The 22,740-nt window shown below is 72.8% G+C and carries 25 protein-coding genes; 7 read left to right on the plus strand and 18 right to left on the minus strand.

The annotated features are described in order from the left end of the window. Positions 1-82: 82 nt before the first annotated feature. Positions 83-1,315, plus strand: coding sequence for a C39 family peptidase (locus tag ACIBG8_RS15080; RefSeq protein ID WP_397343289.1), 1,233 nt, complete (start codon positions 83-85; stop codon positions 1,313-1,315). 212 nt (positions 1,316-1,527) lie between these two features. Here the strand turns inward: ACIBG8_RS15080 and ACIBG8_RS15085 are convergent, their stop codons facing one another. The 5 genes from ACIBG8_RS15085 to ACIBG8_RS15105 are packed head-to-tail and all read right to left on the minus strand — an operon-like array spanning position 1,528 to position 4,975. Then, entirely contained in the window at positions 1,528-1,782 is a 255-nt protein-coding gene (locus ACIBG8_RS15085) for a DUF6510 family protein (protein ID WP_397343290.1), read from the minus strand. A gap of 1 nt (position 1,783) precedes the next feature. Further along, a complete protein-coding gene (locus tag ACIBG8_RS15090) occupies positions 1,784-2,458 on the minus strand; it encodes a ferredoxin reductase (RefSeq protein ID WP_397343291.1) in 675 nt (224 codons plus the stop codon). A gap of 2 nt (positions 2,459-2,460) precedes the next feature. Further along, positions 2,461-3,060: a sulfite oxidase-like oxidoreductase gene (locus ACIBG8_RS15095; protein ID WP_397343292.1), complete on the minus strand. Its 600-nt coding sequence runs from the start codon at positions 3,058-3,060 to the stop codon at positions 2,461-2,463. A 10-nt stretch (positions 3,061-3,070) separates the two neighbouring features. Further along, on the minus strand, positions 3,071-4,132 hold the full coding sequence (locus tag ACIBG8_RS15100) for a winged helix DNA-binding domain-containing protein (RefSeq protein ID WP_397343293.1): 1,062 nt from the start codon (positions 4,130-4,132) through the stop codon (positions 3,071-3,073). A 12-nt stretch (positions 4,133-4,144) separates the two neighbouring features. Then, complete coding sequence (locus ACIBG8_RS15105; protein ID WP_397343294.1) at positions 4,145-4,975, minus strand: alpha/beta hydrolase family protein; 831 nt, start codon at positions 4,973-4,975, stop codon at positions 4,145-4,147. A gap of 100 nt (positions 4,976-5,075) precedes the next feature. Here ACIBG8_RS15105 and ACIBG8_RS15110 point away from each other — a divergent pair, with 100 nt between their 5' ends. Continuing rightward, positions 5,076-5,633, plus strand: coding sequence for a TetR/AcrR family transcriptional regulator (locus tag ACIBG8_RS15110; protein ID WP_397343295.1), 558 nt, complete (start codon positions 5,076-5,078; stop codon positions 5,631-5,633). On the opposite strand, the gene ACIBG8_RS15115 is transcribed toward ACIBG8_RS15110, so the two are convergent. Both ACIBG8_RS15115 and ACIBG8_RS15120 read right to left on the minus strand, forming a co-directional pair. Then, positions 5,614-7,683, minus strand: coding sequence for a CHAT domain-containing protein (locus ACIBG8_RS15115; RefSeq protein WP_397343296.1), 2,070 nt, complete (start codon positions 7,681-7,683; stop codon positions 5,614-5,616). The two genes, ACIBG8_RS15110 and ACIBG8_RS15115, sit on opposite strands and share 20 nt — an antisense overlap. Continuing rightward, positions 7,680-8,648: a tetratricopeptide repeat protein gene (locus ACIBG8_RS15120; protein WP_397343297.1), complete on the minus strand. Its 969-nt coding sequence runs from the start codon at positions 8,646-8,648 to the stop codon at positions 7,680-7,682. Before ACIBG8_RS15120 ends, ACIBG8_RS15115 begins: the two co-directional genes overlap by 4 nt. Before the next feature lie 153 nt (positions 8,649-8,801). Between ACIBG8_RS15120 and ACIBG8_RS15125 the strand changes: the two genes are divergently transcribed. Continuing rightward, a complete protein-coding gene (locus ACIBG8_RS15125; RefSeq protein WP_397343298.1) occupies positions 8,802-9,068 on the plus strand; it encodes a hypothetical protein in 267 nt (88 codons plus the stop codon). A 3-nt stretch (positions 9,069-9,071) separates the two neighbouring features. Then, positions 9,072-9,950 (plus strand): hypothetical protein, encoded by an 879-nt coding sequence (locus tag ACIBG8_RS15130; protein ID WP_397343299.1) that lies wholly within the window; start codon positions 9,072-9,074, stop codon positions 9,948-9,950. Positions 9,951-9,972: 22 nt separating this feature from the next. Here the strand turns inward: ACIBG8_RS15130 and ACIBG8_RS15135 are convergent, their stop codons facing one another. The 4 genes from ACIBG8_RS15135 to ACIBG8_RS15150 form a co-directional block, all read right to left on the minus strand. Then, complete coding sequence (locus ACIBG8_RS15135) at positions 9,973-10,131, minus strand: hypothetical protein (protein ID WP_397343300.1); 159 nt, start codon at positions 10,129-10,131, stop codon at positions 9,973-9,975. Positions 10,132-10,331: 200 nt separating this feature from the next. Continuing rightward, complete coding sequence (locus tag ACIBG8_RS15140; protein ID WP_397343301.1) at positions 10,332-10,985, minus strand: MIP/aquaporin family protein; 654 nt, start codon at positions 10,983-10,985, stop codon at positions 10,332-10,334. A 128-nt stretch (positions 10,986-11,113) separates the two neighbouring features. Then, on the minus strand, positions 11,114-11,758 hold the full coding sequence (locus tag ACIBG8_RS15145) for a cation transporter (RefSeq protein WP_397343302.1): 645 nt from the start codon (positions 11,756-11,758) through the stop codon (positions 11,114-11,116). Beyond that, on the minus strand, positions 11,755-12,078 hold the full coding sequence (locus ACIBG8_RS15150) for an ArsR/SmtB family transcription factor (protein ID WP_397343303.1): 324 nt from the start codon (positions 12,076-12,078) through the stop codon (positions 11,755-11,757). Before ACIBG8_RS15150 ends, ACIBG8_RS15145 begins: the two co-directional genes overlap by 4 nt. A 32-nt stretch (positions 12,079-12,110) precedes the next feature. On the opposite strand from ACIBG8_RS15150, the gene ACIBG8_RS15155 reads away from it, so the two are divergent. Then, positions 12,111-13,097, plus strand: a complete 987-nt coding sequence (locus ACIBG8_RS15155; RefSeq protein ID WP_397343304.1) for a DUF5937 family protein — start codon at positions 12,111-12,113, stop codon at positions 13,095-13,097. Positions 13,098-13,101: 4 nt separating this feature from the next. Here ACIBG8_RS15155 and ACIBG8_RS15160 read toward each other — a convergent pair whose 3' ends face one another. Both ACIBG8_RS15160 and ACIBG8_RS15165 read right to left on the minus strand, forming a co-directional pair. After that, positions 13,102-13,482: a RidA family protein gene (locus ACIBG8_RS15160; protein ID WP_397343305.1), complete on the minus strand. Its 381-nt coding sequence runs from the start codon at positions 13,480-13,482 to the stop codon at positions 13,102-13,104. A gap of 62 nt (positions 13,483-13,544) precedes the next feature. Continuing rightward, positions 13,545-13,904, minus strand: coding sequence for an STAS domain-containing protein (locus ACIBG8_RS15165; RefSeq protein WP_397343306.1), 360 nt, complete (start codon positions 13,902-13,904; stop codon positions 13,545-13,547). 100 nt (positions 13,905-14,004) lie between these two features. On the opposite strand from ACIBG8_RS15165, the gene ACIBG8_RS15170 reads away from it, so the two are divergent. Beyond that, the gene (locus ACIBG8_RS15170; protein WP_397343307.1) at positions 14,005-16,692 is read left to right on the plus strand and encodes a BTAD domain-containing putative transcriptional regulator; all 2,688 of its coding nucleotides are present in this window, start codon (positions 14,005-14,007) and stop codon (positions 16,690-16,692) included. Positions 16,693-16,772: 80 nt separating this feature from the next. On the opposite strand, the gene ACIBG8_RS15175 is transcribed toward ACIBG8_RS15170, so the two are convergent. Both ACIBG8_RS15175 and ACIBG8_RS15180 read right to left on the minus strand, forming a co-directional pair. Further along, entirely contained in the window at positions 16,773-17,243 is a 471-nt protein-coding gene (locus ACIBG8_RS15175; protein WP_397343308.1) for a GNAT family N-acetyltransferase, read from the minus strand. A gap of 17 nt (positions 17,244-17,260) precedes the next feature. Continuing rightward, on the minus strand, positions 17,261-17,686 hold the full coding sequence (locus ACIBG8_RS15180) for a hypothetical protein (protein ID WP_397343309.1): 426 nt from the start codon (positions 17,684-17,686) through the stop codon (positions 17,261-17,263). 296 nt (positions 17,687-17,982) lie between these two features. Between ACIBG8_RS15180 and ACIBG8_RS15185 the strand changes: the two genes are divergently transcribed. After that, a complete protein-coding gene (locus ACIBG8_RS15185) occupies positions 17,983-19,059 on the plus strand; it encodes an FAD-dependent monooxygenase (protein ID WP_397343310.1) in 1,077 nt (358 codons plus the stop codon). Here ACIBG8_RS15185 and ACIBG8_RS15190 read toward each other — a convergent pair. The 3 genes from ACIBG8_RS15190 to ACIBG8_RS15200 form a co-directional block, all read right to left on the minus strand. Further along, positions 18,948-21,668, minus strand: a complete 2,721-nt coding sequence (locus tag ACIBG8_RS15190) for an AfsR/SARP family transcriptional regulator (protein WP_397343311.1) — start codon at positions 21,666-21,668, stop codon at positions 18,948-18,950. The genes ACIBG8_RS15185 and ACIBG8_RS15190 overlap by 112 nt on opposite strands. Further along, a complete protein-coding gene (locus ACIBG8_RS15195) occupies positions 21,622-22,158 on the minus strand; it encodes a GNAT family N-acetyltransferase (RefSeq protein WP_397343312.1) in 537 nt (178 codons plus the stop codon). Before ACIBG8_RS15195 ends, ACIBG8_RS15190 begins: the two co-directional genes overlap by 47 nt. Positions 22,159-22,307: 149 nt before the next feature. Beyond that, on the minus strand, positions 22,308-22,664 hold the full coding sequence (locus tag ACIBG8_RS15200; protein ID WP_397343939.1) for a VOC family protein: 357 nt from the start codon (positions 22,662-22,664) through the stop codon (positions 22,308-22,310). Between the last annotated feature and the right edge of the window lie 76 nt (positions 22,665-22,740).

The following is a 22,740-nucleotide window of genomic DNA, read 5'->3' on the forward strand; positions in this document are numbered from 1 at the left end:
ATGGGTTCGGCATGAGGGATACGTAACCCGTCCGATGCGCCGCCGCCTCTGGCACTCTAGGTTTCAGCCCGAGGTGAGGCCAATGCACAGATTTGTGCTGTTACTGTCCGCCGCTCTGTTACTCGTGCCGCCGATCCCGGCAGAAGCCGAGGTCAAGCCGCCACCGTCCGCGCCCACGCAGGTCGGCTACCACCGCGCCGACTTCGCCGGAGGCACCGCCGAGGGCGTCACGGCGGGCGCGACCCTGTCCTTCTCGACCCCGGCAGGCACGCGCGAGTACGGCGGAGCCACCTGGGAGTACGCCCGCTGGACCAGCGCCGACACCCCCGCCGGGCTGGCCGCCACCGAGCTGATCGCCTCCTGGACCGCCGACACGCCACCCGGCACGTGGATCGAGGTCGAGCTGCGCGGCACGGGACCGCTGACCAAGTGGTACGTCATGGGCCGCTGGGCCTACGGGGACGGCGACATCCAGCGGACCTCCGTCCCCGCCCAGGGCGACGTGGACGGGAGCGTGGCCGTCGACACCTTCGTGGCCGCTGCGGGCAAGCCCGTCGACTCCTACCAGCTCCGCGTGACGCTCCTGCGCAAGCCGGGCGTGGCAGGACCCACCGTGCGCACGCTGGGCGCGATGGCGTCAGCCGTACCCGAGCGCAAGACCGTGCCGGTCAGCGCGGGCGGCGAGGCGTGGGGCGTCGAGCTGGCCGTCCCGCGGCGGTCGCAGGGCATCCACCAGGGCCACTACCCGGAGTGGGACGGCGGCGGGGAGGCCTGGTGCAGCCCCACGTCGACGACCATGGTGCTGGGCTACTGGAACAAGTGGCCGAGCGCCGCCGACCTGGCCTGGGTGGATCCGTCCGATCCCAATCCCGAGGTCGACTACACCGCCAGGTACGTCTTCGACTACGCCTACGACGGCGCGGGCAACTGGCCGTTCAACACCGCCTACGCGGGCCGGTACGGGCTGGACGGGTTCATCACCCGGCTGCGCTCGGCCACGGAGCTGGAGCGGTTCATCAAGGCGGGCATTCCGGTGATCACCTCGCAGTCCTTCAAGAAGGGTGAGCTGCCGGGGGCCGGTTACGGGACCGACGGCCACATCTTCGTGGTGGTCGGCTTCACCGCGACCGGCGACGTCATCGTCAACGATCCGGCGAACGCGCCCACCAACAACGACGTCCGCCGGGTCTACCCGCGCGCGGACTTCGAGAAGGTGTGGCTGCGCAGCTCCAGCAGCGGCGGCATCGCCTACATCATCCGCCCCACCGACCGCCCCCTACCGCCGGGAATGCCGGGCCTGCCCGCCAACTGGTGACCTCACCGCAACATCGGCGCCAAGGCGGCCGCGACAGCGGCCGCCTTGACTGCCAGCGGGCGCTCTCCTGAGCGTCCTCCCCACTCGTATCGATGAGGTCGTCGGCGTCGACCACCGGCGGCCGCGGGCGACGAACCCCAGGGTGATGGTGGCGAGCGTGCTCAGGTCGAGATCGCGGTCGGGCGTGGTCCGAGCCAGGGAGACGTCGGAGCTCATTCGGCCAAAGGGATGCGGAGGGAGATCGAACCGCGCAGGTCGAGCCAGACCTCCTCGGGGCCGCGCACCAGCCGCAGCACCACCTCGTCGCAGCCGGGGCAGCGGCCCACGAAACCGGGCGCCGGGCCGTACACCTTGAGCGCGGCCAAGGGGCCCGCCAGCCCGCAGCCGGCGCAGCGGCCGACGGCGGCGGTGACGTCGACGGCGAAGATCTCGCCCAAGGGCCCGGCCAGCGCGTTGCCGTCCAGCATGTCAGTCTCCCGTGGGTCCGAAGCGTTCTGTCCTGATGCGCGCCGGGTCGTGGCCGAGCCCGGTCAGCAGGTCGGCCGCGGCCTCGACGAAGCCGGTCGGGCCGCACACGTAGCAGTCGGCGGGCCCGCCGGGCAGGTCGGCGGCGGTGATGCGCCGGGCGGGGCCGGTGCGGGTGTACACGAGGGTGAGAGCCACCCCGGCCCGCTCCAGCTCGTCGGCGTAGTAGAGCTGCCCCGGGTCGCGCAGGGAGTACACCAGGTGGAAGGGCGTGTCCAGGCCTGCCGTACGGCGGGCCCTGACCATCGCCATGAGCGGCACGATCCCCGACCCGCCTGCCACCAGCACCACCGGGGCGGGATTGGCCGGACGCCAGACGAACCAGCCGCCCACCGGGCCGCGCAGCTCGACCTCGTCGCCGACCTCCAGGACCTCGGCGAGGTACGGCGAGACCTCCCCGTCCGGCACGATCTGCACCGTCAGCTCCACGCCCTCGGCGCTCGCCAGGGAGTAGCTGCGCTGGGCGGCATAGCCGTCCTCGGCGGTCAGCCGCACGTCGACGTGCTGGCCCGCCAGGTGCCCCGGCCAGTCGGGCACGTCGAACACGAGCGTGCGGGCGGTCGGCGTCTCCTGGCGCGTCTTGACCAGCCGCGCAGGACGCCACGCCAGCCTGGCCACCACTAGTCGCCCTCGTAGCGCTGCTCGCGCCACGGGTCGCCGTAGTTGTGGTATCCGGCGGTCTCCCAGAAACCCGGCCAGTCCTGGTCGAGCAGCCGGATGCCGCGCACCCACTTGGCCGACTTCCAGAAGTACAGGTGCGGGACGATCAGCCGGGCCGGGCCGCCGTGCCTCGGCTCCAGGTCCTCGCCGTCGTAGCGGTAGGCGATCCACGCCTTGCCGTCGAGGAGGTCCTCCAGCGGCAGGTTCGTGGTGTAGCCGCCGTAGGAGTAGACCAGCGCGTACTCCGCCGCGGTCTCCACGTCGGCCAGCAGCACGTCGAGCGAGACGCCCTGCCAGGTGGTGTCCAGCTTGGACCAGGTGGTGACGCAGTGGATGTCGACGGTCGGACTCTCGTGCGGCAGAGCCATCAGCTCCGCCCACGACCAGCGGTGCGTCTGCCCGGTCTCGGTGTCGACCGCGAACTCCCACCGGTCCTGCTCCACCCGCGGCGTGGGCCCGGCGGAGAGCACGGGGAAGTCCTCGGTCAGGTATTGGCCCGGCGGGAGCCGCTCGTCCCGGTCGCGCCGCCTGCCCTGGAAGGCCCGCGAGATGATCCCCATGCTCGCCACATTACATGGACAGGAATTCCGCCAGACGTTGCCTCTCCTCTTCCACGGCGGCGCGCTCGGCCTGGGAGAAGGCGCGCAGCGGGGTGACGGTCACCGTACCCGCCTCGACGGTCCAGGTCGCGGAGACGCGGCCGTCGACCAGGGCCACGCGGGTCCCCGCGACGGACAGGAGCCGGTGGGTGTCGTCGATGATCCGGCCGCGGTCGTGGTAGCCGAGGATCGCGTTGTCGAAGGCGGGCAGGAACCGCACCGGGGCGGGGGTCTCCGGGTCGGGGCGCGGGGCGTCGGGGAGGTCGAGCAGCTCCCTGCCGCGCTCGTCGCGGAAGCTGACCAGCTCGTCGCGCACCGCGGCGACCGCCGCGGGCAGGCCCGCCAGACCGGACCAGGCGCGCAGGTCGGCCGTCGCGGCCGGGCCGTACGCGGCCAAGTAGCGCCGGACCAGCGCCTGGCCCACCGGGTCGGCGCCGTTCCCGGACGGCGGGTCGATCTCGCGCCCCAGCCACGCCGCGAGCGGGACGTTGCGCACCCCTCCCTTGACGCGCCACAACCCGCGCGGCGGCAGCTGCACCATCGGGATGAGCGCGGCGACCAGCAGCTCCCCCAGCGGCCTCGGTCCCGGCCCCGGCCAGCGGTCGGTGAGCGTGCGCGCGAGCTCGGTCATCGAGCGGGGCACGCCGTCGGCCATCACCTCCCTGCCCGCCGCCGCTACCTCGTCGAGGTCGATCCCGTCGAGCTCGCGGCGGTAGGTGCCGACCACCCGCTGGCGCAGCATCGCGTCGTGGCGGGCGCGCCAGGCCAGGACGTCGTCGGCGGACATCAGGTGGACGGTGCGGCGCATGAGGTGAGTACGCACGACGCGCCGCCCGGTCAGCAGCTCGTCCAGCGCCGCCGGGTCGAACGCGCGCAGCCGGGACCACAGCCCGACGAACGGCTCCTGCGGCTCCTGGGCCTGCAGGCCGCACAGGTGCGCGACGGCGTCGAGGACCGGCAGGTCGGCGCGGTCGAGGAGGAGCTGTCTGGCCAGGGTGGCGCGGTTGAGCGCCCGCGCGTCGAGAACCGTCATTGCGTCACCGTATTACTTGCTCTGCAACGTGCCCTGCGGGGAGGGATCAACCTCGCCCCAGCCACGCAGGTACGCCAGGGTGACGCGCTGGATCAGGGCGACGCGGTCGGGGCTCTCGTCCGTCGTCTCCGCGACCTCGTAGCCGGGGATGCCGCCGAGCGAGTGCTCCCCGCCGAACACCGTGAGCAGGCTCTTGCTCCCCGGGCTGTGATGGTAGGCGTCGGTGAACCAGTCCGGGCCCCGGGTGGACAGCGCGGACTGGTCCCGGTCACCGGCGACGACGAGCGCCGGGGTGGTCATGGCGGCGAAGGACGGCCGCATGAAGGGCAGGTGCTCGGCCGCGAAGGGCGTCAGGTCGTCGCCCAGGCCGGGGATCGCGAGCAGCACGCCCGCCTTGACCCGCAGGTCCTCCTCGGGAACGTCGTCGGGGAGGACCCGCGCCCCGAGCAGGACGCTGGCCGTCTGGGCGCCCCAGGAGTGCCCGGCGACGGCGATGCGGTCGCGGTCCAGGCGGCCTTCGAGCCACGGCAAGTCCAGGTGGTCCAAGCTGTCGAGGACGCGCTTGAGGTCGTCGACGCGGATGCGCCAGATCCGTGGTGTACGGGGGTCGTCGGCCGGGATGCCGAGCGTCCTGGAGTCGAGGTGCGTGGGCTGGACGACCACGAAGCCGCGGGCGGCCCAGTAGTCGGCCAGCGGGGCGTAGCCGTCCATCGACGAGCCGAAGCCATGCGAGAAGACGACGACGGGCAGGTCCGTGCCGGTCGCGGGGGCGGACACGCGGACCTGGAGGTCCTCGCCGCGCCCCGGGGCGGGCAGGATGATCGGCTTGGCGGAAATGAGCATGGGGATCCCTCTGATCTGGCATCATGGATAAACGGAACCTTGTGCCGCTTGACGATACGGGACACGGTTCCGTTTAGCAAAAGGGTGGGGGGACGACGCGGTGAACGACAACAGGCCCAAGCGGGCCGACGCCCGGCGCAACGAGGAGACGCTGCTCGACGCGGCCGCGGCGATCTTCGTGACCTCGGGGGTGGAGGCGCCCGTGCGTGACATCGCGGCCAAGGCCGGGGTCGGCACAGGCACCATCTACCGACATTTCCCGACCCGGGCGGATCTCGTCATCGCCGTCTACCGCCACCAGGTCGAGGGCTGCGCCGCGGCGGGACCCGCCCTGCTGGCGTCCGAGCCGAGCCCGCACGCCGCACTCGGCCGGTGGGCCGACCAGTTCGTCGACTTCCTGGTCACCAAGCACGGGCTGGCCGCCGCCCTGAGGTCGGACAACGCCCAGTTCGACACCCTGCACGCCTATTTCCTGGACCGCCTCGTCCCGGTGTGCGCGCAGCTCCTCGACGCCGCGACCACCGCAGGCGAGATCCCGGCGGGGCAGGACGCCTACGAGCTGATGCGCGGGATCGGCAACCTGTGCATCGGGGCGGACAACGACCCCCGCTACGACGCCCGCCGCCTGGTCTCCCTCCTCATCGCCGGCCTCCGCTGACGACACTGCTCAGCCAGCTCCCGTACTGGCAGAAGGCCGCCCAGTAGTAGGGATGCGCCGCGTCGCCCCGCACCGCGAGCTGGGCCCGGCGGAGCGCCGCCCCGACATCCAGGCCGTCGGAAAGCCCGCCGTACAGGCTCGACATGAGCTCGGCCGTCGCCCGGTCATCCACCCTCCACAGCGAGGCCACCACGCTGGGCACCCCAGCGGTGAGGAACGCCCGGACCAGGCCGTCCAGCTCGCCGCCTGGCGCGAGGTCGGCCAGCCCCGTCTGGCATCCGCTGAGGATGACCAGCCCGGCCCGCGCGCGGTGCGCGTTGAGCTCGGCGACCGTGACGCGGCCGGGACGGCGCGGGTCACCGGGGTCGGCGAGGAGCAGAGCGGAGTTGCGCGGCTCGTGCGGGTCGAACCACGCGTGGCAGGCGAGATGGACGATGTCGTGGCTGGTGAGAGCGGCGCTGAGGGCCTCGGTGGTCGCGGCGGGGCCCGTCGCCGTGTCCGCGCCGGTCAGCGCGGCGATCCGCCGGGTCTCGTCCTCGCTGTACGGCAGGGCCAGCCGGTCGTCGTCCGGGTGCGGGTTCGCCATGATCATCGTGTTGCGCAGGCGAGCGGGCTCCCTTGCGAGCAGTCGCTCCAGGATCGCCGCGCTCGGCGCGTAGGACAGTTCGACCCGCTCCACCAGCGGACGCTCACCGCCGAGCATCGCGAACGGCAGGTAGGCGAGGACGCCGTACGGGATGACCACGAGCCGCTCCAGCCGGTCGATGACCTCGGCCGCCGGCTCGATGAGCCATTGGTGCAACTGCTCCGCCAGCCGGACGACACCGTCGTCGCGCGCCTCCAGGAGCACGCGGAGCTGGGCCACCTTCCTCTCCAGGACGCTGGGCGGGATCGGGAGGTCGAACAGGTGGGCCTCACCTTCCGTGCTCAGGAACGAGTACAGCCGAGACCCGCTCACGAAGAACTTCAGCACCCCGGTGTTCGCTCCCCAGGGCCGGGCGTCGAACAGGCCGGGCGAGTCACCGAGCACGATCCGCTCCTTGACCTCCAGCGCCTCGACCACGTGGTCGCGCCGCCGCCGCGTGGGGCGGGAGGCGTATTTGCGGGCGGCGGAGGCGACCTCGCGTGAGGCCTTGGCGCGTTTCCCGCCCGAGTCCACCACGGCGGCGCGCTCACCCCCCATCCTGGTGAGGAACACCCTGGCTCTGGCGTGCTCGCTCAACCGCCACACCATCCCGACCGCCCGGAAGGCGTAGGCGTGGTCGATCGCGTGCTGGTAGAGCTCCTCCCTCGAGGAGCGCACCGCGGCCCTGAGCTCATCGTCACGGATGGTGGCCTGCGGGGACTCGTGCCACCAGAGCGCTTCGAGCAGGTGGTTCAGCGCCTCGGGCGCGCTACCGGCCAGCAGGGCGAACTCCACGTGCGTGCTCATCATGGCCTCGGCGTCACCGGCGGCCCGCGCGCCGTTGAGCGCCGTGGTCAGTTCTGCGTGGGCCCGTTCCTGGTCGGAGAGCTTGCGCGACACCCGTCCGAGGTGCAGGTGCACCAGGTGCTCGATCTCCCCGAAGAAGGCCGTCGCGGCCGCCCGCGCCGGTGTCGCGGGGCTGGCGGGATCGGTGGCCTGGCGTCCGGCGCTCAGCGTCGCCTTGAGCAGGTACTCGGCGCGCAGCAACTGGCCGCGCCGTTCGTTCAGCCGCGCGGTGGCCACGTTGCGGTGCACCAGGGTGGTGAACCGGTCCAGGCCGCCCAGCTCGACGATGGACGCCGAGACCTCCACGCAGAGCGCCTCGGCTCGGGCGAACTCACCGAGCCGTTCGTAGGCGTCGGCCAGGACCATCCTGAGCTCCGCCTCGTACCGGTCGTTGTCGTGGTCGAGGCCCTTCTCGGCGGCAGCCACCGCGTCAGCCAGGCGGCCCGCCCGGATCCTGGCGCGGGCCAGGTCGCGGAACGCTCCGGCGACCTCGGGCCCGCCGCGGGAGACCGAGGCCTCGGCGAGGCGCAGCGCCTCTTCCACCCGCCCTGCGCGCAGCGCCACGTCGAAGCCGGTCATGGCGTGTAGAGCGCGCTGCAGGAGCCGTCATAGTCGATGAAGTGGTGCTCCTCACCGGACGGAGCTCGGACGGTGATCTCGTTGCCGATCGGGGTGACCTCGTAGAAGCCGTCGGTCCCCCAGAGCGTGTAGACCGGCGCCCCCACACCGGTCGCGCTGTGGACCTGCTGGATCATGACGGGACCGGCGGGAACGTGGGCAGGGTCGATCTCGCGGACCAGGGCGTTGCAGACCCTGTCCGAGTCCTTGTGCATACCCGCCTCCATGATGGACACGGCCAGGGGAGGGATGAAGGCCTGCGCGCACGGCACCGTCTCACGGCGCTGCCGCACTCCGGTGAGGTATTCGGTGTGACGGTCGAGGTGGAAGGCGATAGTGGCCGCGAACTCCGCGCAGATCGCCCGGCTCGCGGTCCCCGGGTCCAGGCCGGCGGCGAACGTCGTCATGCGCTCGTGCGCGTCGGCGAGGTCGCCCTCGTTCACGGACTCCATCGCGGCCATGAGCAGCCGTGGCAGCTCCAGTTCCTCCGACCGTAGCCAGGTGCCGACGAGGCCGAGCAGGTATTCCACGTTCTCCGGCTTCGGCTGGTCAGCGTAGAAGGCCAGGACGCGGGAGGAGGCGAAGTAGGCGGCCACCGGCTCCCCGGTGGCGAGGTAGGCCCAGGTGAGGTTGACGAGCGCGGCGGTGTAGAAGGGCTGGAGCAGTACCGCCTGCTCCAGCGAGCGCCGGGCGCGGTCGAACTGTCCCTGGCGCATGAGCACGACCCCGAGGTCGTAGTGGTGAAGGGGGTGCACGGGCTCGAGGTCGAGGGCGGCCTCGAAGTAGTGGACCGCCTCGTCGAGGGCACCCTCGTCACTGGCGTAGGACCCGAGGTCGGAGAACAGGCCGACGTCCCAGTCGATCTCCTTGAAGATCTCGTCCGCCGCGGCGAGCACCACATCCGGGGCTTCGCCGGCCTCGATCATGGCGACGAGGCGCTGTCGTGCCGAGCTTGGATCCACCTATCACCCCCAGCCGATTTGACTTACTGTACGAGCGTGTCTGAACCAAGGTCCAGCATTCGGCGGCTGTGCCAGCAATTCGCACAATTACGGGCCGGAGCGGTGTCGGAGCCGGACGTGGCAGCACTTGAGGCTCTGGTGGCGGCCGCCAGGGAAGGCGCGGACGTCGAGGCGGATCGGGCCGCCCTGGCCGACCGGCTCCGCGTGGCGGAGCCGCCACGCAGCAGGACCATCGCCGGAGTGTTCGGGCTGGACGGCGGGCACAGCGACCCTGACCTCTACGTGTGCCCGGCAGGACTGTGCTCGCGCACGTGGCTGAACGTCCCGGGCAAGGGCGATCCCCCGCTGTGCGCGATCACCGACGCCGTTCTTGTCAGGGACTAGCCGGTGGAGTCGTTTCTCTCCGGACTGGGCGGCAAGATCGCGGAGAAGTGGCTGACGGCGCTGGTCCTGCCCGGCCTGCTGTTCGCCGGAACCGTCCTGGTCGCCTGCGCGCTTCCGCACGGGCGCGCCCTCGACGCGCGGCTCCTGCTCTCCAGGGCGGGCGCCGCCACCGCCGAGCTCGGCAAGGGTGGGGCCACTTCCGTGATCGTGGCGATCACCATGGCGATGCTGGGCGCGTCAGCGGCGGCTCTGGCCGCCCGCGGGTGCGGTTCTATGGTCCAGCGGCTCTGGCTGCGGCAGTGGCGCGGGCCAATCGCCCGGCGCCTCGTCGAGCGGCGGCGGGCGCGCTGGACGGCGGCCGACGACGCGCTCGCGGACCACCTCGCGAAGACCAGGGACGAGCCAGAGCGCCAGGACGAGCTCGCCGCGGTGCGCAACGGCATCGCGCTCGCCTACCCCGCCCGCCCGACCTGGATCGCCGACCGGGCCCGCGGCGTCGACGTCCGGATCTGGCACACCCACGGCATCGACCTGAGCTCGGCCTGGCCGCGCCTGTGGCTGGTCGTCCCCGACGCGACCCGTACGGAGATCGTCACCGCGCGCGAGACCTTCGAGCGCGCCGGCGGCCTGGTCGGCTGGGGCCTGCTGTACGTCGCCCTGGGCGTGGTCTGGTGGCCGTCCGCTGTGGCGGGGCTCGCTGCCGCGCTGACCGGCTGGCACCGCACCCGCACCGCCGTGGCCGGGTACGCCGACCTGGTCGAAGCCGCCGCCGACCTGAACGCCAAGGCGCTGGCGACGGAGCTGGGCCTCCTCGAACCCGGCGCCCCGTTCAGCCGGGAGGTCGGGCTGAAGGTCACCCGGCTGCTCCGCAAGGGAACGTGACCCCTGTTGTTCGCGCATCGGGTCAGGTGAGGCGGGTCAGGTACGGGGAGCGGCCGCGGAAGCCGCGGCGGAAACGGGCCGGTGGGGCCGTCCCGAGGAGCTCGCACAGCCACGCCTCGTGCTCGGTCTCCTCGTTGAGCAGGGCGAGGGCCAGGTCGCACGTGCGGTGGTCCTTGCCCACCGTGAAGTCGTACGGGTCGGTAAGGTGGCCACGGCCTTCCGTTCGCGGGCGATGAGCGTGGGCAGAGGGTCCTCGCCCGCGAGGTCGGCGGTGAACAGATCCAGGGTGGGCTGAAGGTGGGCGCGGGTGAGCAGGGCGCCCACGTCGATCCCGGCGCGCTCGACGATCTCGCGTGCGATGCCGCCCATGGCCCTGGGCGGTCAGACTGCCGAGGTTTCGAGCGGCGCGCGGTCGCCGGGGTTGAGCGCCAGGAACGCACCGGCCGCCACCGCGCCGCCGGCCAGGTCGGCCACGATCCAGATCCACAGCTTGGACCACGCGAACAGGCCCATGGTCGCCGCGCCGACGGCCACCGCCGGGTTGAAGGCGGCCCCCGAGACGCCTCCCACCGCGAACGCGCCGGCCGCGACGGTGAACCCGATGGCCAGGCCGTAGAAGCTGTTGACCGGGTGGTCCTTGCTGGTGGCCACGCTGAGCACGACGTAGGCCAGCGCGAAGGTGAACAGGGCCTCGGCCACCAGGGCGGCGCCGATGGTACGGCCGGCCGGGGAGAGCTCGGCCACGGTGGTGGGGTTCACCACGTACTGCGCGGTGAGCGCGGCCAGGATGCCGGCGAGCAGCTGGGCGATCCAGTAGGCGACGGCGTCGCGCGGGGCGATCCGTCCGCGCAGCAGTACGGCCAGCGTCACCGCCGGGTTGTAGTGCGCGCCGGACACGTGCCCTCCGGCGTACACCATGACCATCAGCACCGCGCCGATGGCCACCGGGGCGAGCGCGGCCCCGGCGAGGACCGTGCAACCGATCGTGAGGACCAGGAAGAAGGTTCCGATGAACTCGGTGGCGTAGCTCCGCATGGCTGTCCATCCGTCCGGGAGGAGGCGGGAGGTCACGTGCCGCTGCAGCCCTCAGATCGTGACATTCGCCTTGACCGCCGACGAGGCGTGCAACCCTTACGGGCCGATTACGGCCCGCCCGGAGGTGATCAGGGGGCGCAGCAGTCGTCCGTACATCCAGGCTCGTCGGCGCCGGGAACGGCGCAGCAGGTGTCGCCGCGCCAGGCCTCGCGGCCCTCCTTGACCGCCACGGCCGCGATCACCAGCGCGGCGAGCGGGTCGGCCCACGACCAGCCGAACAGGCTGTTGAGCGCCAGCCCCACCAGCAGCACCGCGGACAGGCACGTGCACAGCAGCGTCTGCTTGGAGTCGGCCACCGCTGAGGCGGAGCCGAGCTCGCGCCCCGCCCGCCGCTGCGCGCCCGACAGGAACGGCATGACCACCAGCGACACGGCGGCCAGGATCAGGCCGGGCGTGGAGTGCTCGGCCTCGCCGACGCCGAGCAGCGCGCGGACGGCGTCGAAGGTGACGTAGGCGGCCAGCGCGTAGAACGAGATCGCGATGACCCGCAGCGCCGCCCTCTCCCGCTTCTCGTGGTCGGCGGAGGAGAACTGCCAGGCGACCGCCGTGGCCGAGGCGACCTCGACGACGGAGTCCAGGCCGAAGCCGATCAGCGCGGCCGAGGAGGCGAGGGTGCCCGCCGTGATGGCCACCACCGCTTCGATCACGTTGTAGGTGATGGTCGCGGCCACCAGCAGCCGGATCCGGCGGCGGAGTACGGCACGCGTGGTCATGCCCGGAGGCTCGCGGACCGGCCGGTCGCGGCCAGGAGCTGCTCGGCCGACGCCAGGAGGTCCATCAGCTCCGGCCTGGTCAGCGCGTAGAACGACTGGCGGCCCTCCGCCCGGTAGTCGACCAGGCCGCAGCCGCGCAGGCAGGCCAGGTGCTTGGAGACGGTGGACTGGGCCAGCCCGAGCTGCTCGGTCAGATCCACCACCCGCGCCTCGCCGCGGGCCAGGCGTTGCACGATCTTCAGCCGGGTCTCGTCGGCCAGCGAGTGGAACAACGCCGCCGTGGTCGGGATGTCGTCCCCTACGCACCCATTAATCGCCATATGGCGATGATATTCCAGATACCCTCTGATGTATGCCACGCCTGGTGTTCTCCGGCCCGGATCTCGGCCGGGTCCGGTTCGCCGTCCTGCCCTTCCAGGAGACGCTGAAGGCGGCGCGCGGTCTCGGCCTGCTGAAGCCGCCGGCCGGCCTGGCCGCGTGGCGTCACGCCAGGCGGGCGGCGCTGCCCGCAGCGGCCCGGCCGGTGGTGACGTTGTGCTCGGCGCACACCTGGCATCTGCCGGACTTCCTGACGCCGCAGCCTTCCACGGCCCCGATGTCGTTCGAGGACGAGCTCCACGCGGCGCTCGACGATCCCGCCGCGCCGGTGCAGCGGGACACGGCCGCGTTCGCCGGGGTGCTGGCGACCGTACCGGCGGTCGTCGAGACGCTGCTGCACCATCCCGAGCGCAGCCGTCAGGCGCTGAGGCACGCTTTCACGGCGTTCCACCAGGCGGTGCTGGCAGCCGACTGGCCGCGGCTGCACGCCCAGCTCGCGGCGGACGTGGCCTTCCGCGCGGGGATCGCGGCGCGCCACGGCATGGACGCCATGCTCGCCACCCTGTGCCCGCAGCATGTGCGCTGGGAATATCCGCTGCTGGAGTTCGACGGGCCGGGAGCGCCCGACTTCCCCCTCGGCGGCCGCGGGCTGGTCCTGGTGCCGAGCATGTTCCTGACCGACGGCGTGCACCGGCAGCTCAACGACCGGCAGCAGCCCATGCTGTTCTATCCGGCGCGCACCGCCGCGGCCTTCTGGCGGGACGGCGGTGCCTGGCCGGACGGGCGGCTGGCCGGGGCGGTCGGCGAGCGCCGGGCGGCGGCGTTGCGCGCGCTCGCCGACCGCCCCGGCTGCGGCACCACCGACCTCGCCGCGGCCCTGGGCGTCACCCCGGCGACCGCCTCGACGCACGTGGCGAACCTGCGGCGTGCCGGGCTGGTCGTCACGACCCGGCTGGCGCGTACGGCCAGGCACGAGCTGACCCCGCTGGGCCGCCACCTCCTGGACACGCACATCGGGTAGCCGCTCACGCGACGGCGACGGCCTCGATTTCCAGCAGCCACTCTTCGGCGTAGATGTCGGCGATGACGATGGTGAGAGCGGGCCGGTGGTCGCCGAGGATCTCCTGGCGGATGCGGCCGTTGGCCTCCCGGTATCTGCGGTCGGAGAGGTAGGTCGTGACCTTGGCCAGGTTCCGCACGCCCATGTCCGCCCCGGCCAGCACCGCGAGGACGTTGCGCCACGTCAGGCGGCACTGGGCGTCGAACTCCCCGGGCACCGTACCCTCCCTGGCCCACGGGACCTGCCCGCTGACGAAAACGGTACGGCTCGCGCCGGTCACCACGGTGCCGTGCGTGTAGGTGCCCGTCGCCTCGGGAAGGGTCGCGGGATCGATCGGCTGAATCATGGCGGCGACACTAGGGACGCCGCCGCCCGATCCCCAAACGCTTCGAGGATCCGTCGAACCGTTCAGACGAGAACGGGCAGGCCGCGGTCCAGGCCGGTGATCCGCAACAACCGGGACACGCAGGCGCTGGGCGCCCACAGGGCGAGGGTGACGCCCTGGGCTCTGGCGCGGCGCTGGATGTCCACCAGGACGGCCAGCCCCGAGGCGTCGCAGAACGTCACTTCTGACAGGTCGAGGACGAGCCGGCTCGTGCTGTGGCGCAGCGCGCCCAGCAGCTTCTCGCGGAGGGTGAGGGCGTCGATCGCACCTGACAGGTGCACGGTGGTGGTGTCGAGGACGGTCATGAGGTTCCGGCCTGCCCGCGCTCCGGAGAGGAGCGGCGAATCATCGATCGCCGTGGGCGACGCCAACCTGAATGCCAACGCACGAAGTGTCCTCGGTGCTCACAGTCTACCGCACTCGACAAAAAGCCATAAAAGGTGACTTAGGCGACCTATATGCGGAGCTGGCACGCTCACCCCCATGGAGATCGGGGTTCTGGGCAGTTTGACGGTTGACGGCATCGCGGTGGTCCAGGGGAAACAGCGGACGCTCCTGGCGGTCCTGGCCGCCGGTGCGAACCGGCCGGTCTCCCACGACCGGCTGACCGACGCGGTCTGGGGCGTCGACGTGCCCTCGCCGGGCACCGTCCGCTGGCATGTGCACCAGCTCAGGCAGCTGCTCGGCCCCGACAGGCTGACCAAGGCGGGCGACCGCTACCTGCTGACCGTCGGCGCGCACGAGCTCGACGCCGCCCGCTTCGAGTCGCTCAACGAGCGGGCCAGGGACGCCAGGGATCCTGAGGAGGCGCTCTCCCTGGCCGAGGCCGCCCTGGGGTTGTGGCGCGGCCCGGCGTTCGCCGGGGTGAGCGAGCTCGACGCCATCAGCGGCGAAGCCCTCCGGCTGGAGGAGCTGCGGCTGGTCGCCGTCGGACGGCGGGTGGAGGCGCTGCTCGCCCTCGACCGCGCGGGAGAGTGCGTCGCCGAGCTGACCGCGCTGCTGGCCGTACATCCGCTGCGGGAACGCGTGGTCAGGTGGCTCATGTCCGCTCTGTACCAGGACGGGCGGCGGGCGGAGGCGCTGCGGGTGTACCGGGAGAGCAGGCGGGCGCTGATGGACGAGCTGGGCGTCGAGCCCGGCCGCGCCCTGACCCGGCTCCACCAGGAGATCCTGCGCGGCGAGCAGCCGGAAGCCGCGCCGTCCAGGATCGCGCCTGCGGAGCTGCCGCCCTCGCCCGGCACCTTCGTCGGCAGGTCGGCCGAGGTGCGCCGGCTCGTCGAGCAGCGGGCGCGGGTGGTCGCGATCGACGGTTCAGGCGGGATCGGCAAGACCGCCCTCGCCGTCCACGCCGCCCACCTGCTGGCCGACCGCTTCCCCGACGGGCAGCTCTACGTCAACCTGCACGGCTTCACCAGCGGGGTGTCGCCGCTGGCCCCCGCCGAGGTGCTCGGCCGGTTCCTGCGCTCGCTCGGGGTGCCGGACGCCGAGGTGCCCGCCGACCTGGACGAGGCCGCCAACCGGTTCAGGTCGCTGACCCGCGCCCGCCGGATCCTGATCGTGCTCGACAACGCCGCCGACGTCGCCCAGCTGCGCCCCCTGCTGCCCTCCGGCCGGGAATGCGCGGTGATCGTGACCAGCAGGCGGGTGCTCGGCGCGCTCGACGGCGCCGCCCGCCTGCATCTCGGCACGCTGGACGACGGGGCCGCGATGTCCCTGCTCGCCGGCGGCGCGCTCATCGGCGCCGAGCCCGAGGCGGCGCGGCAGATCGTACGGCGGTGCGCTGGGCTGCCGCTCGCCCTGCGGGTCGTCGCCGCCCGACTGGCCTCGCACCCGGGCGGGACGCTGTCCGCGCTGGCCAGGTCGCTGGACGACGCCCACCACCGGCTGGACGAGCTGGAGCACGACGATCTGGCGGTCAAGGCCAGCTTCTCGGCCAGCCTCCAGCACCTGCAGCCCTTCGACGCCCGGCTGTTCGCCACCCTCGGCCTGCTGAACGCCTACACCTTCACCCCCGGCCTCGCCGCCGCGCTGTGCGGGGCCGCCCGGCGCGAGGTCGACGGGGCCTTCGCCCGCCTGGCCGAGGCGCGCCTGCTCGACGCGGTGGCCCCGGGCAGGTACGGCATGCACGACCTGCACCTGCTGTACGCCAGGGACCTGGCTTCAGGCCTGCCCGCCGGGGAACGGGAGGCAGCCCTGTCCCGGGCCGTGCACTGGTACCTCGCCACCTGCCGCACCGTGCGCGCCCTCATGGGCTTCCGCGTCGACCCGGTAGAAACCGAGTCCCCCGGCCTGCCCGTCGAGGACGCCGCCGAGGCGATCGCCTGGTTCGACGCGGAGGCCGACAACCTCGTCGCGGCCGTCCCCCAGCTCCTGGCCCACGCCCCGGCCCCCGCCACCTCCCTCGTCCGGACGATCGGGACACCGCTGATGCACCGGGGGCGGGCCGCCGACGTGATCCGTGTCGCTGAGGCCCTGCTGGACGTCGCTGGCGACCGGGAGCGGGAGTTCATCGCGCACAACCTCCTCGGGCTCGCGCACCAGGAGCGCGGCGAACCCCACACGGCCGCCGAGCACCTCACCCGCGGCATCGCCCTCGCCCGCCTGCTGGACCTGCCCAGGGCCGAGGCGACCGCGGCCACCAACCTGTCCGTGGTGTGCGAGCGCCTGGGGCGCTCCGGCGAGGCCGTCGACCACGCGCGGCGCGCGATCGAGCTGTTCCGGCGGATCGGCCACCGGCTCGGCGAGGCCAGCGCGCTGGTCAACCTCGGGATGGTCTACGGCCGCCAGCAGCGGTGGGCGGAGGACCTCGCCTTCACCGAGCGCGGGCTCGCCATGTTCAAGGAGCTCGGCGCCGAGGCGGAGATCTCCCAGACGCTGGGCAATCTCGGCCACATCCACCGCATGCTGGGGTCGGTGGAGCAGGCCATGGACTGCCTGGTGGAGGCGGAGGAGCGGGCGCGCCGATGCGGCAACAGGCCGGGCGAGGCGATCAGCCTGTGGGGGCAGGGCGACGTGCACCTCGCGCGCGGGGACCAGGTGACCGCCCGGCGCCTGTGGGAGCGAGCCGGGGCCATGCTCCAGGACGCGGGGCGCATGACGGCGGCGCAGGCCGACGCCCTCCTCAGCCAGTCGGTACCCGACCTGGAAGGGTTCCTCAGCGGCAGGTCATGACCGCTCGGAATATCACCGATCGAGCTGCTGGAGTGCGGACGCTCGTTCGAGCAAGCGCATGATCGGATGGTAGCGCGGGATCAGTCGCGGAAGACGTAGAAGACCTCGTCGGGCGGCACCTCGCCCGCCAGCACCCCGCCGAGGGCGGCGTAGAAGCGGCGGGCGCGGTCGTTGACGGCCAGCACCCGGATGGCCAGCGAGCAGAACCCGGCGGCGCGCAGGTCGGCGGCTGCCGCGCGCACGAGTGCCCGGCCGTACCCGTGGCCCTGGTGTCCAGGGCGGACGGCGAGGGCGTAGATCTCGGCGTCGGTGCCCAGCTTCGGATCGGCCGGGCCGCCCATCACGAGGCCGACGACCGTCCCGTCCGGCAGTTCGGCGACCTTGGTGTGGTGGGGGCGCGGCCGTTCCGCCGCCTCCTCCAGGAGGTTGCGCCGCCAGTTGGCAGCGGACTGCTCGGGGGTGACGTCGAAGTCCTCGAATGCGGCGAACGCGGCGCAGGTGACCTCGGCCATGACGTCCGCGTCGTCCGGGAGGGCGTATCGGATCCGCATGAGCGGAGACTACGGCGTCAACGGCGGAGCCTGGCCGGATCGACCTCGGTCACGGCCGTCTGGGCGTCCAGTTCCCAGCCCTTCTCGTACGCCGCGGCGAAGGCCTCCTCGCCCAGCACGGCCCGCCCGCGTCGAGTGACCTCGCTGACCTGGGGATCGGTGCGATCGTGCGCGCCGCGCAGCCGCGCTGCGGCGCCGAGGACGACGGCGGACTCGTGGCGCTGCCCGAGCGCTCCGGCGGGCGCAGCCACGTTCACCGCCGCCGGCGACAGGATCGGCAGGTCCCCGCCGCGTACGCCTTCACCAGCGCCTCCTCCGCTCCGGCGAGGTCGCCCGTCTCCAGGCACAGCGCGGCCCGTACGCTGCCGGCCAGCGTCCGCGTCCAGCCGGTAGCCACCGGCGACCTGCGCGACGGCGCCCGCCGAGCCGAGGGTGCGGCGCAACCGCGAGACCAGCGCCTGCAGGGCGTGTGCGGCCCCCGGCGGCGGGCCCTCCCCCCCAGATCGCGTCCACCAGAACGCCCTGCTCGACCGCGCGCCCACCCGCCAGCGCCAGCCGTACCACCAGACCCTGCGACCGCGCGCCGGGAACGGGCAGGTCGGCGTCGCCGCGGGACACCCGGAAGGCGCCGAGCAGCGTGACGCGAAGCCGTTCCATCCCCCGATCCTCCCAAACTGCCCGCGTGAGCGCCGTGTGAGCGGTCCCCCGCAGTCTTCGCGTATGCCGAAAGGGGATTCTCATGCATGACGTGGTGATCGTGGGAGCCGGGCCGGTCGGCCTGTTCCTGGCCTGCGAGCTCGGGCTCGCCGGGTGCTCCGTCCTGGTGCTGGAGCGGGAGGCTGAGCCGGGCTCGCTGTGGTGGGCGGACGCGCTCGGGACGCGGGGGCTGTCCGCCGCCTCCGTCGAGGCGTTCCGCCGGCGCGGGATGGAGGTGAAGGACGCGGTGCCGACCCGTGGCGGGGGACATTTCGCCGGGATGGCGGTCGACCCTCCCGGCCGTGGCGGCGGGATCGAGGCGATGTTGTCCGAGCGGGCGGCCGAGCTCGGGGGGGAGGTACGGCGGGGCGTCACGGTCTCGTCCGTCACGCAGGACGACGGGATCGTGGTCGCGAACGACCATCCGGCGCGCTGGCTGGTCGGCTGCGACGGCGGCCGCAGCGCGGTGCGCGGGCTCGCGGGCTTCGGATTCACCGGCATCGAGCCGCTGGCCACCGGCTACCTCATGCTCGCCGACCTGGAGCGGATGCCTCCCGGCCTCCATCTGACGCCGACCGGCATGTATCTCCAGATGCCCGCGCCGGGGCACGTCGGGATGCTGGACTTCGACGGCGGCGCGTTCGACCGGTCGCGGCAGCCGACGCGCGAGCACCTCCAGGCGGTCCTGCGCCACGTGTCCGGCACCGACGTGACGCTGGGCGAGGTGCGCCAGGTCTCGACCTTCACCGACCGGGCGATGCAGGCGACGACCTACAGGAAGGGGCGCGCCCTGCTCGCCGGTGACGCGGCGCACGTCCACTCCCCCCTCGGCGGGCAGGGGCTCAACCTGGGCATCGGGGACGCCGTGAACCTGGGGGCGAAGCTCGCGGCGACCGTGCGCGGGGACGCGCCGGAGGGGCTGCTCGACACCTACACCGCCGAGCGGCATCCCGTGGGCGCGCGGGTCCTCGACTGGACGCGCGCCCAGGCCGCGGTCATGCGGCCTGGCTACGCCGGGTCGCCTGACGCCCGGAGCAGGGCGGTGAGCCTGTCCACCTCCAGGTCGTCGCCCATCTCGGCGAAGATGGCGCGGGCCGTGGTCAGGCGCTCGCGCGCCTGACCGTGCTCGCCCCTGGCGATGGCCACCTGGCCGAGCACGGACAGCGCCAGGCCCTCGCCGAACCGCTCCCCCACGGTCAGGCAGAGGTCGAGCGCCTCCCGCGCGTCCTCCTCGGCGGCGTCCAGCCGCCCGAGGTCCAGCAGCGCGCTCGCCCTGCGGCCCAGGGCGAGCGCCTGCCACGTCGGTTCCCTCATCAGCTGGTGCAGCGCGACGGACTCGGTGAGCCTGGTGATCGCCTCCTCGTGCCGGCCTACGGAGATGAGGATGACGCCGTGCTGGTAGAGGGCGTCGGCGGTCTCGCTGTCGTGTCCGCGCCGCCGGTTGAGGTCGACCGCCCGCTCGGCCAGCTCCACGGCCCGCCCGCCGTGCCCCGCCTCGGCGTTCAGGCGGGCGAGCAGGCTGAGCGAGTTGGCCACGCCCTCCGGGTTGTCCAGCCGGGTGTGCAGCTCCAGGAGTTCCGCCGCGCCTTCGAGCCCCTCGGCGATCCGCCCGAACCTGTGGTGGAGGGCGAGGAACGCGTGCAGCGTGAACGGTTCGAGGAAGTGCTGCCTGGTCAGCGGCAGCACGTCGCTGAGGACGGCCTCGGCCTCGAGCGGCCGGTTGCGCCACAGGAGCTGGAGGCCGAGCCACGACCGCGCGTAGACCTCGCTGACGAGGTCGCCGCACCGCCTGGCCCCGTCGATCAGCGCGCGCAGGACCCGCTCGACGGCCTCGTGGCGCACGATCTGCTGGGAGACCTCGCAGAGCGCGGGGACGATCTCCGCCGCCAGGCGCAGTGCGGGGCCGCCCGCCGTACGGCCGAGCTGTTCCACCACGAGAAGGAGCCCGTCGAGCTCCGCGTCGAGCCAGGTCAGGACCTCGTGCTTGCTGCCGAACCCCAGCCCGCCCGCCTCGCCTGCCGACAGGTACCGCAGGAGCAGGGCGTCCGGAGCCTGGAGGCGCACCGCGCGGACGACGCTCGCGTGGTAGAAACCGGCCAGCCGCTCCAGCGCCCGCTCCGCCTCGTCGTCGCGGTGGCCGCGGGCGTAGACCTTGAGCAGGTCGTGGTAGCGGTACCGGCCTGGCGCGCGGGATTCGAGCAGGCTGAGGTCGATGAGGGAGTCGAGGAGGTCCTCGGCCTCCCGCTCCTCCAGGCCCAGCAGCGCCGACGCCGCCTCCAGCGACAGGTCGGGCGCGTCCGGCAGCGCAGCCAGCCGGAAGGCGCGGGCCTGCGCCGGGTCGAGCTGCCGGTAGGAGAGCTCGAAAGCCGCCTCCACCCCCAGTTCACCGGTGCGCAGCACGGACAGCCTGGCCCGCTCGTCGGCCAGCGTCCTGCCCGGCCTGGCCGCCAGCCTGGCCCCCATGACCCGTACGGCCAGCGGCAGGTGACCGCACAGCTCCAGCAGCTCCGCGGCCTCCCCGCGCTCGGCCGCCACCCGATCCGGCCCGACGATCCGCCCGAGCAGGGTCGTGGACTCCTCGGGCGTCAGCACGTCCAGGTCGACCACCCGGGCGTTGACCAGGTCGAACATCCGCGTCCTGCTGGTCAGCAGCGCCCCGCAGGAAGGCGTGCCCGGCAGCAGCGGCCCGACCTGCGCCGAGTCGCGGGCGTTGTCGAGCACGACCAGCACCCGCCGGTCGGACAGCTGGGTCCTGAGCAGCGCAGCCCCGGCGTCCAGCTCGGCGGGCACCTGCTCCTCCGGCACGCCCAGGGCCCGCAGGAACGCGGCGACCACCACGCCGGGCTCCTCGACGCCACGCAGGTCGGCGTACAGCTGGCCGTCGGGGAACGCCTCACGCACCTGGTGCGCCACGTGAACGGCCAGCGTCGTCTTGCCCACCCCGCCGATGCCCGACACCGACAGCGCCCTCCCGCCGCCGGCGCGCAGCGCCGCCGCCAGGTCGGCGACCAGCTCGGCGCGGCCGGTGAAGTCGGCGGTGTCCGGCGGGAGCTGGGCGGGCACCGGGCGCTCGCTCAGCAGTTCCCGCAGCTCCAGCAGCTCGCGGCCCGGCTCGACGCCCAGCTCGTCGTCGAGCAGGGTACGGACGTCGTCGAAGATCTCCATGGCCTCCGCCGTACGGCCGGCCGCGTGCAGCGCCCGCATCTGCAGGGCACGGACCCGCTCGCGCAGCGGATAGCGGGCGACCAGGTCGGCCAGTTCCCTGAGCACCGCGTGCGGCCGGCCGTTGCCGACCTCCTCCTCGCACAGCGCCTCGACGGCCGCCGCTCTGGCCTCTTCCAGGCGCGCGCGCTGGATGGGCGCGCACTCCTTCGGCTCGCCCGACCACAGCGCCAGCGCCCGGCGGTACTCCCCCGCCTCGACCCGCTCCTCGAACTCGGCCACGTCGCTGGACACCCCGTGCAACGTGTATCCCCGCCCGACCGACACCAGGCGCTCGGCGCCGAGGCTCCTGCGCAGGCGCGAGACGTAGGTCCGCACGGTCGGCTCGGCCGTGGGCGCCGGGTCGTCGCCCCAGAGCAGGTCGACCAGCTCGTCCACCATGACCACCCGGTCGCCGGCGAGGACCAGGGCCGCCAGCACCTTCCGCTGCTGCGGCGACCCGACGGGCACCTCCTGCCCGTCACGCCACGCCTTCACCGACCCCATCACCGCGACCCTGACCCCCATGAACGCGATGATATGTGCCCGTATTCACCGGTTTCTCGAAGCAGGTCGAGTAGGCCATCTCCGTGTACGGCGCGTAGATCGGGATGCGGGTGTAGCCCTCCCGCTCGTACAGGCGGACCGCGTCGGGCTGGCGGTCGCCCGTCTGCAGGATGATCCGCCGCGCGCCGAGGCGGCGGGCGGCGTCCTCGGCCCCGGCCAGCAGGGCGCTGGCCACCCCGCTCCCCCGGTGCGAGGGCGCGACGTACATGCGCTTGAGCTCGACCTCGCCATCGAGGCGGCGCAGGAGCACGTGCCCGACGGGCGTCTCCGCGTCGAAGATCACTCCGGTGTACAGCACAGACTCCGCCTGCACGGCCATCCCCGCCGGGAGCTCGTCCAGCCGGTCGGCGTAGCGCCTGCCCATCTCCTCCTGCATCGCCGTACGGAGCGCCACGGCCGCCGGATGGTCGTACGGCACGTCCTGGACCCGTTCCCGGGTGAGCTCGTTCATGACCATGAAGCCTAGATCCTCTCAACCACCATTTCCTATAGGAATTACATGTTAGACAGCGGCGCGGACACCTGTCGTCAATGGCAAAACCAGATCTTTTCAGGTAGGTATCAGTCGGTAACAGGGAGACGCCGAGCTGGGCTTTCCCGTCAAACGGGGGGAGAACCGCCAGCCTGGCCGCCGAAGGCGATCTCGTTTCCGTCGGCGTCGCGGTAGGTGATCTTGCGGACGCCGTCGCCGTACGTCTCCTGCTGATCGGGGGTGAGGCCGCGGGCGGCGATCCCGCCGACGATCGTCTCCAGGTCCTCGACGAAGAGCGTGTGCGTGGCGTGGCCCGCGTGTTCCGGCTTCTGCACGATGTACAGGTAGCGGTGTTCCGCCACCTCCCACACCGCTTCCGTGTCGTGGGGGAAGAACGCGGGCGGGGCGCCGAGCAGGCGCTCGTACCAGGGCAGGGCCGAGGCGAAGTCGGTCACCGAGACCCCGGCGAACAGGTCGACGTTCATGTCCACCGAAATATTGTACTTACCCCCCACCCGATCTGACTGCTAGCGTGCGGCGGGTTCTAGATCGTCAGTCAAG

This window comes from Nonomuraea sp. NPDC050556 (genome assembly GCF_044457355.1).
GTDB lineage: Bacteria > Actinomycetota > Actinomycetes > Streptosporangiales > Streptosporangiaceae > Nonomuraea.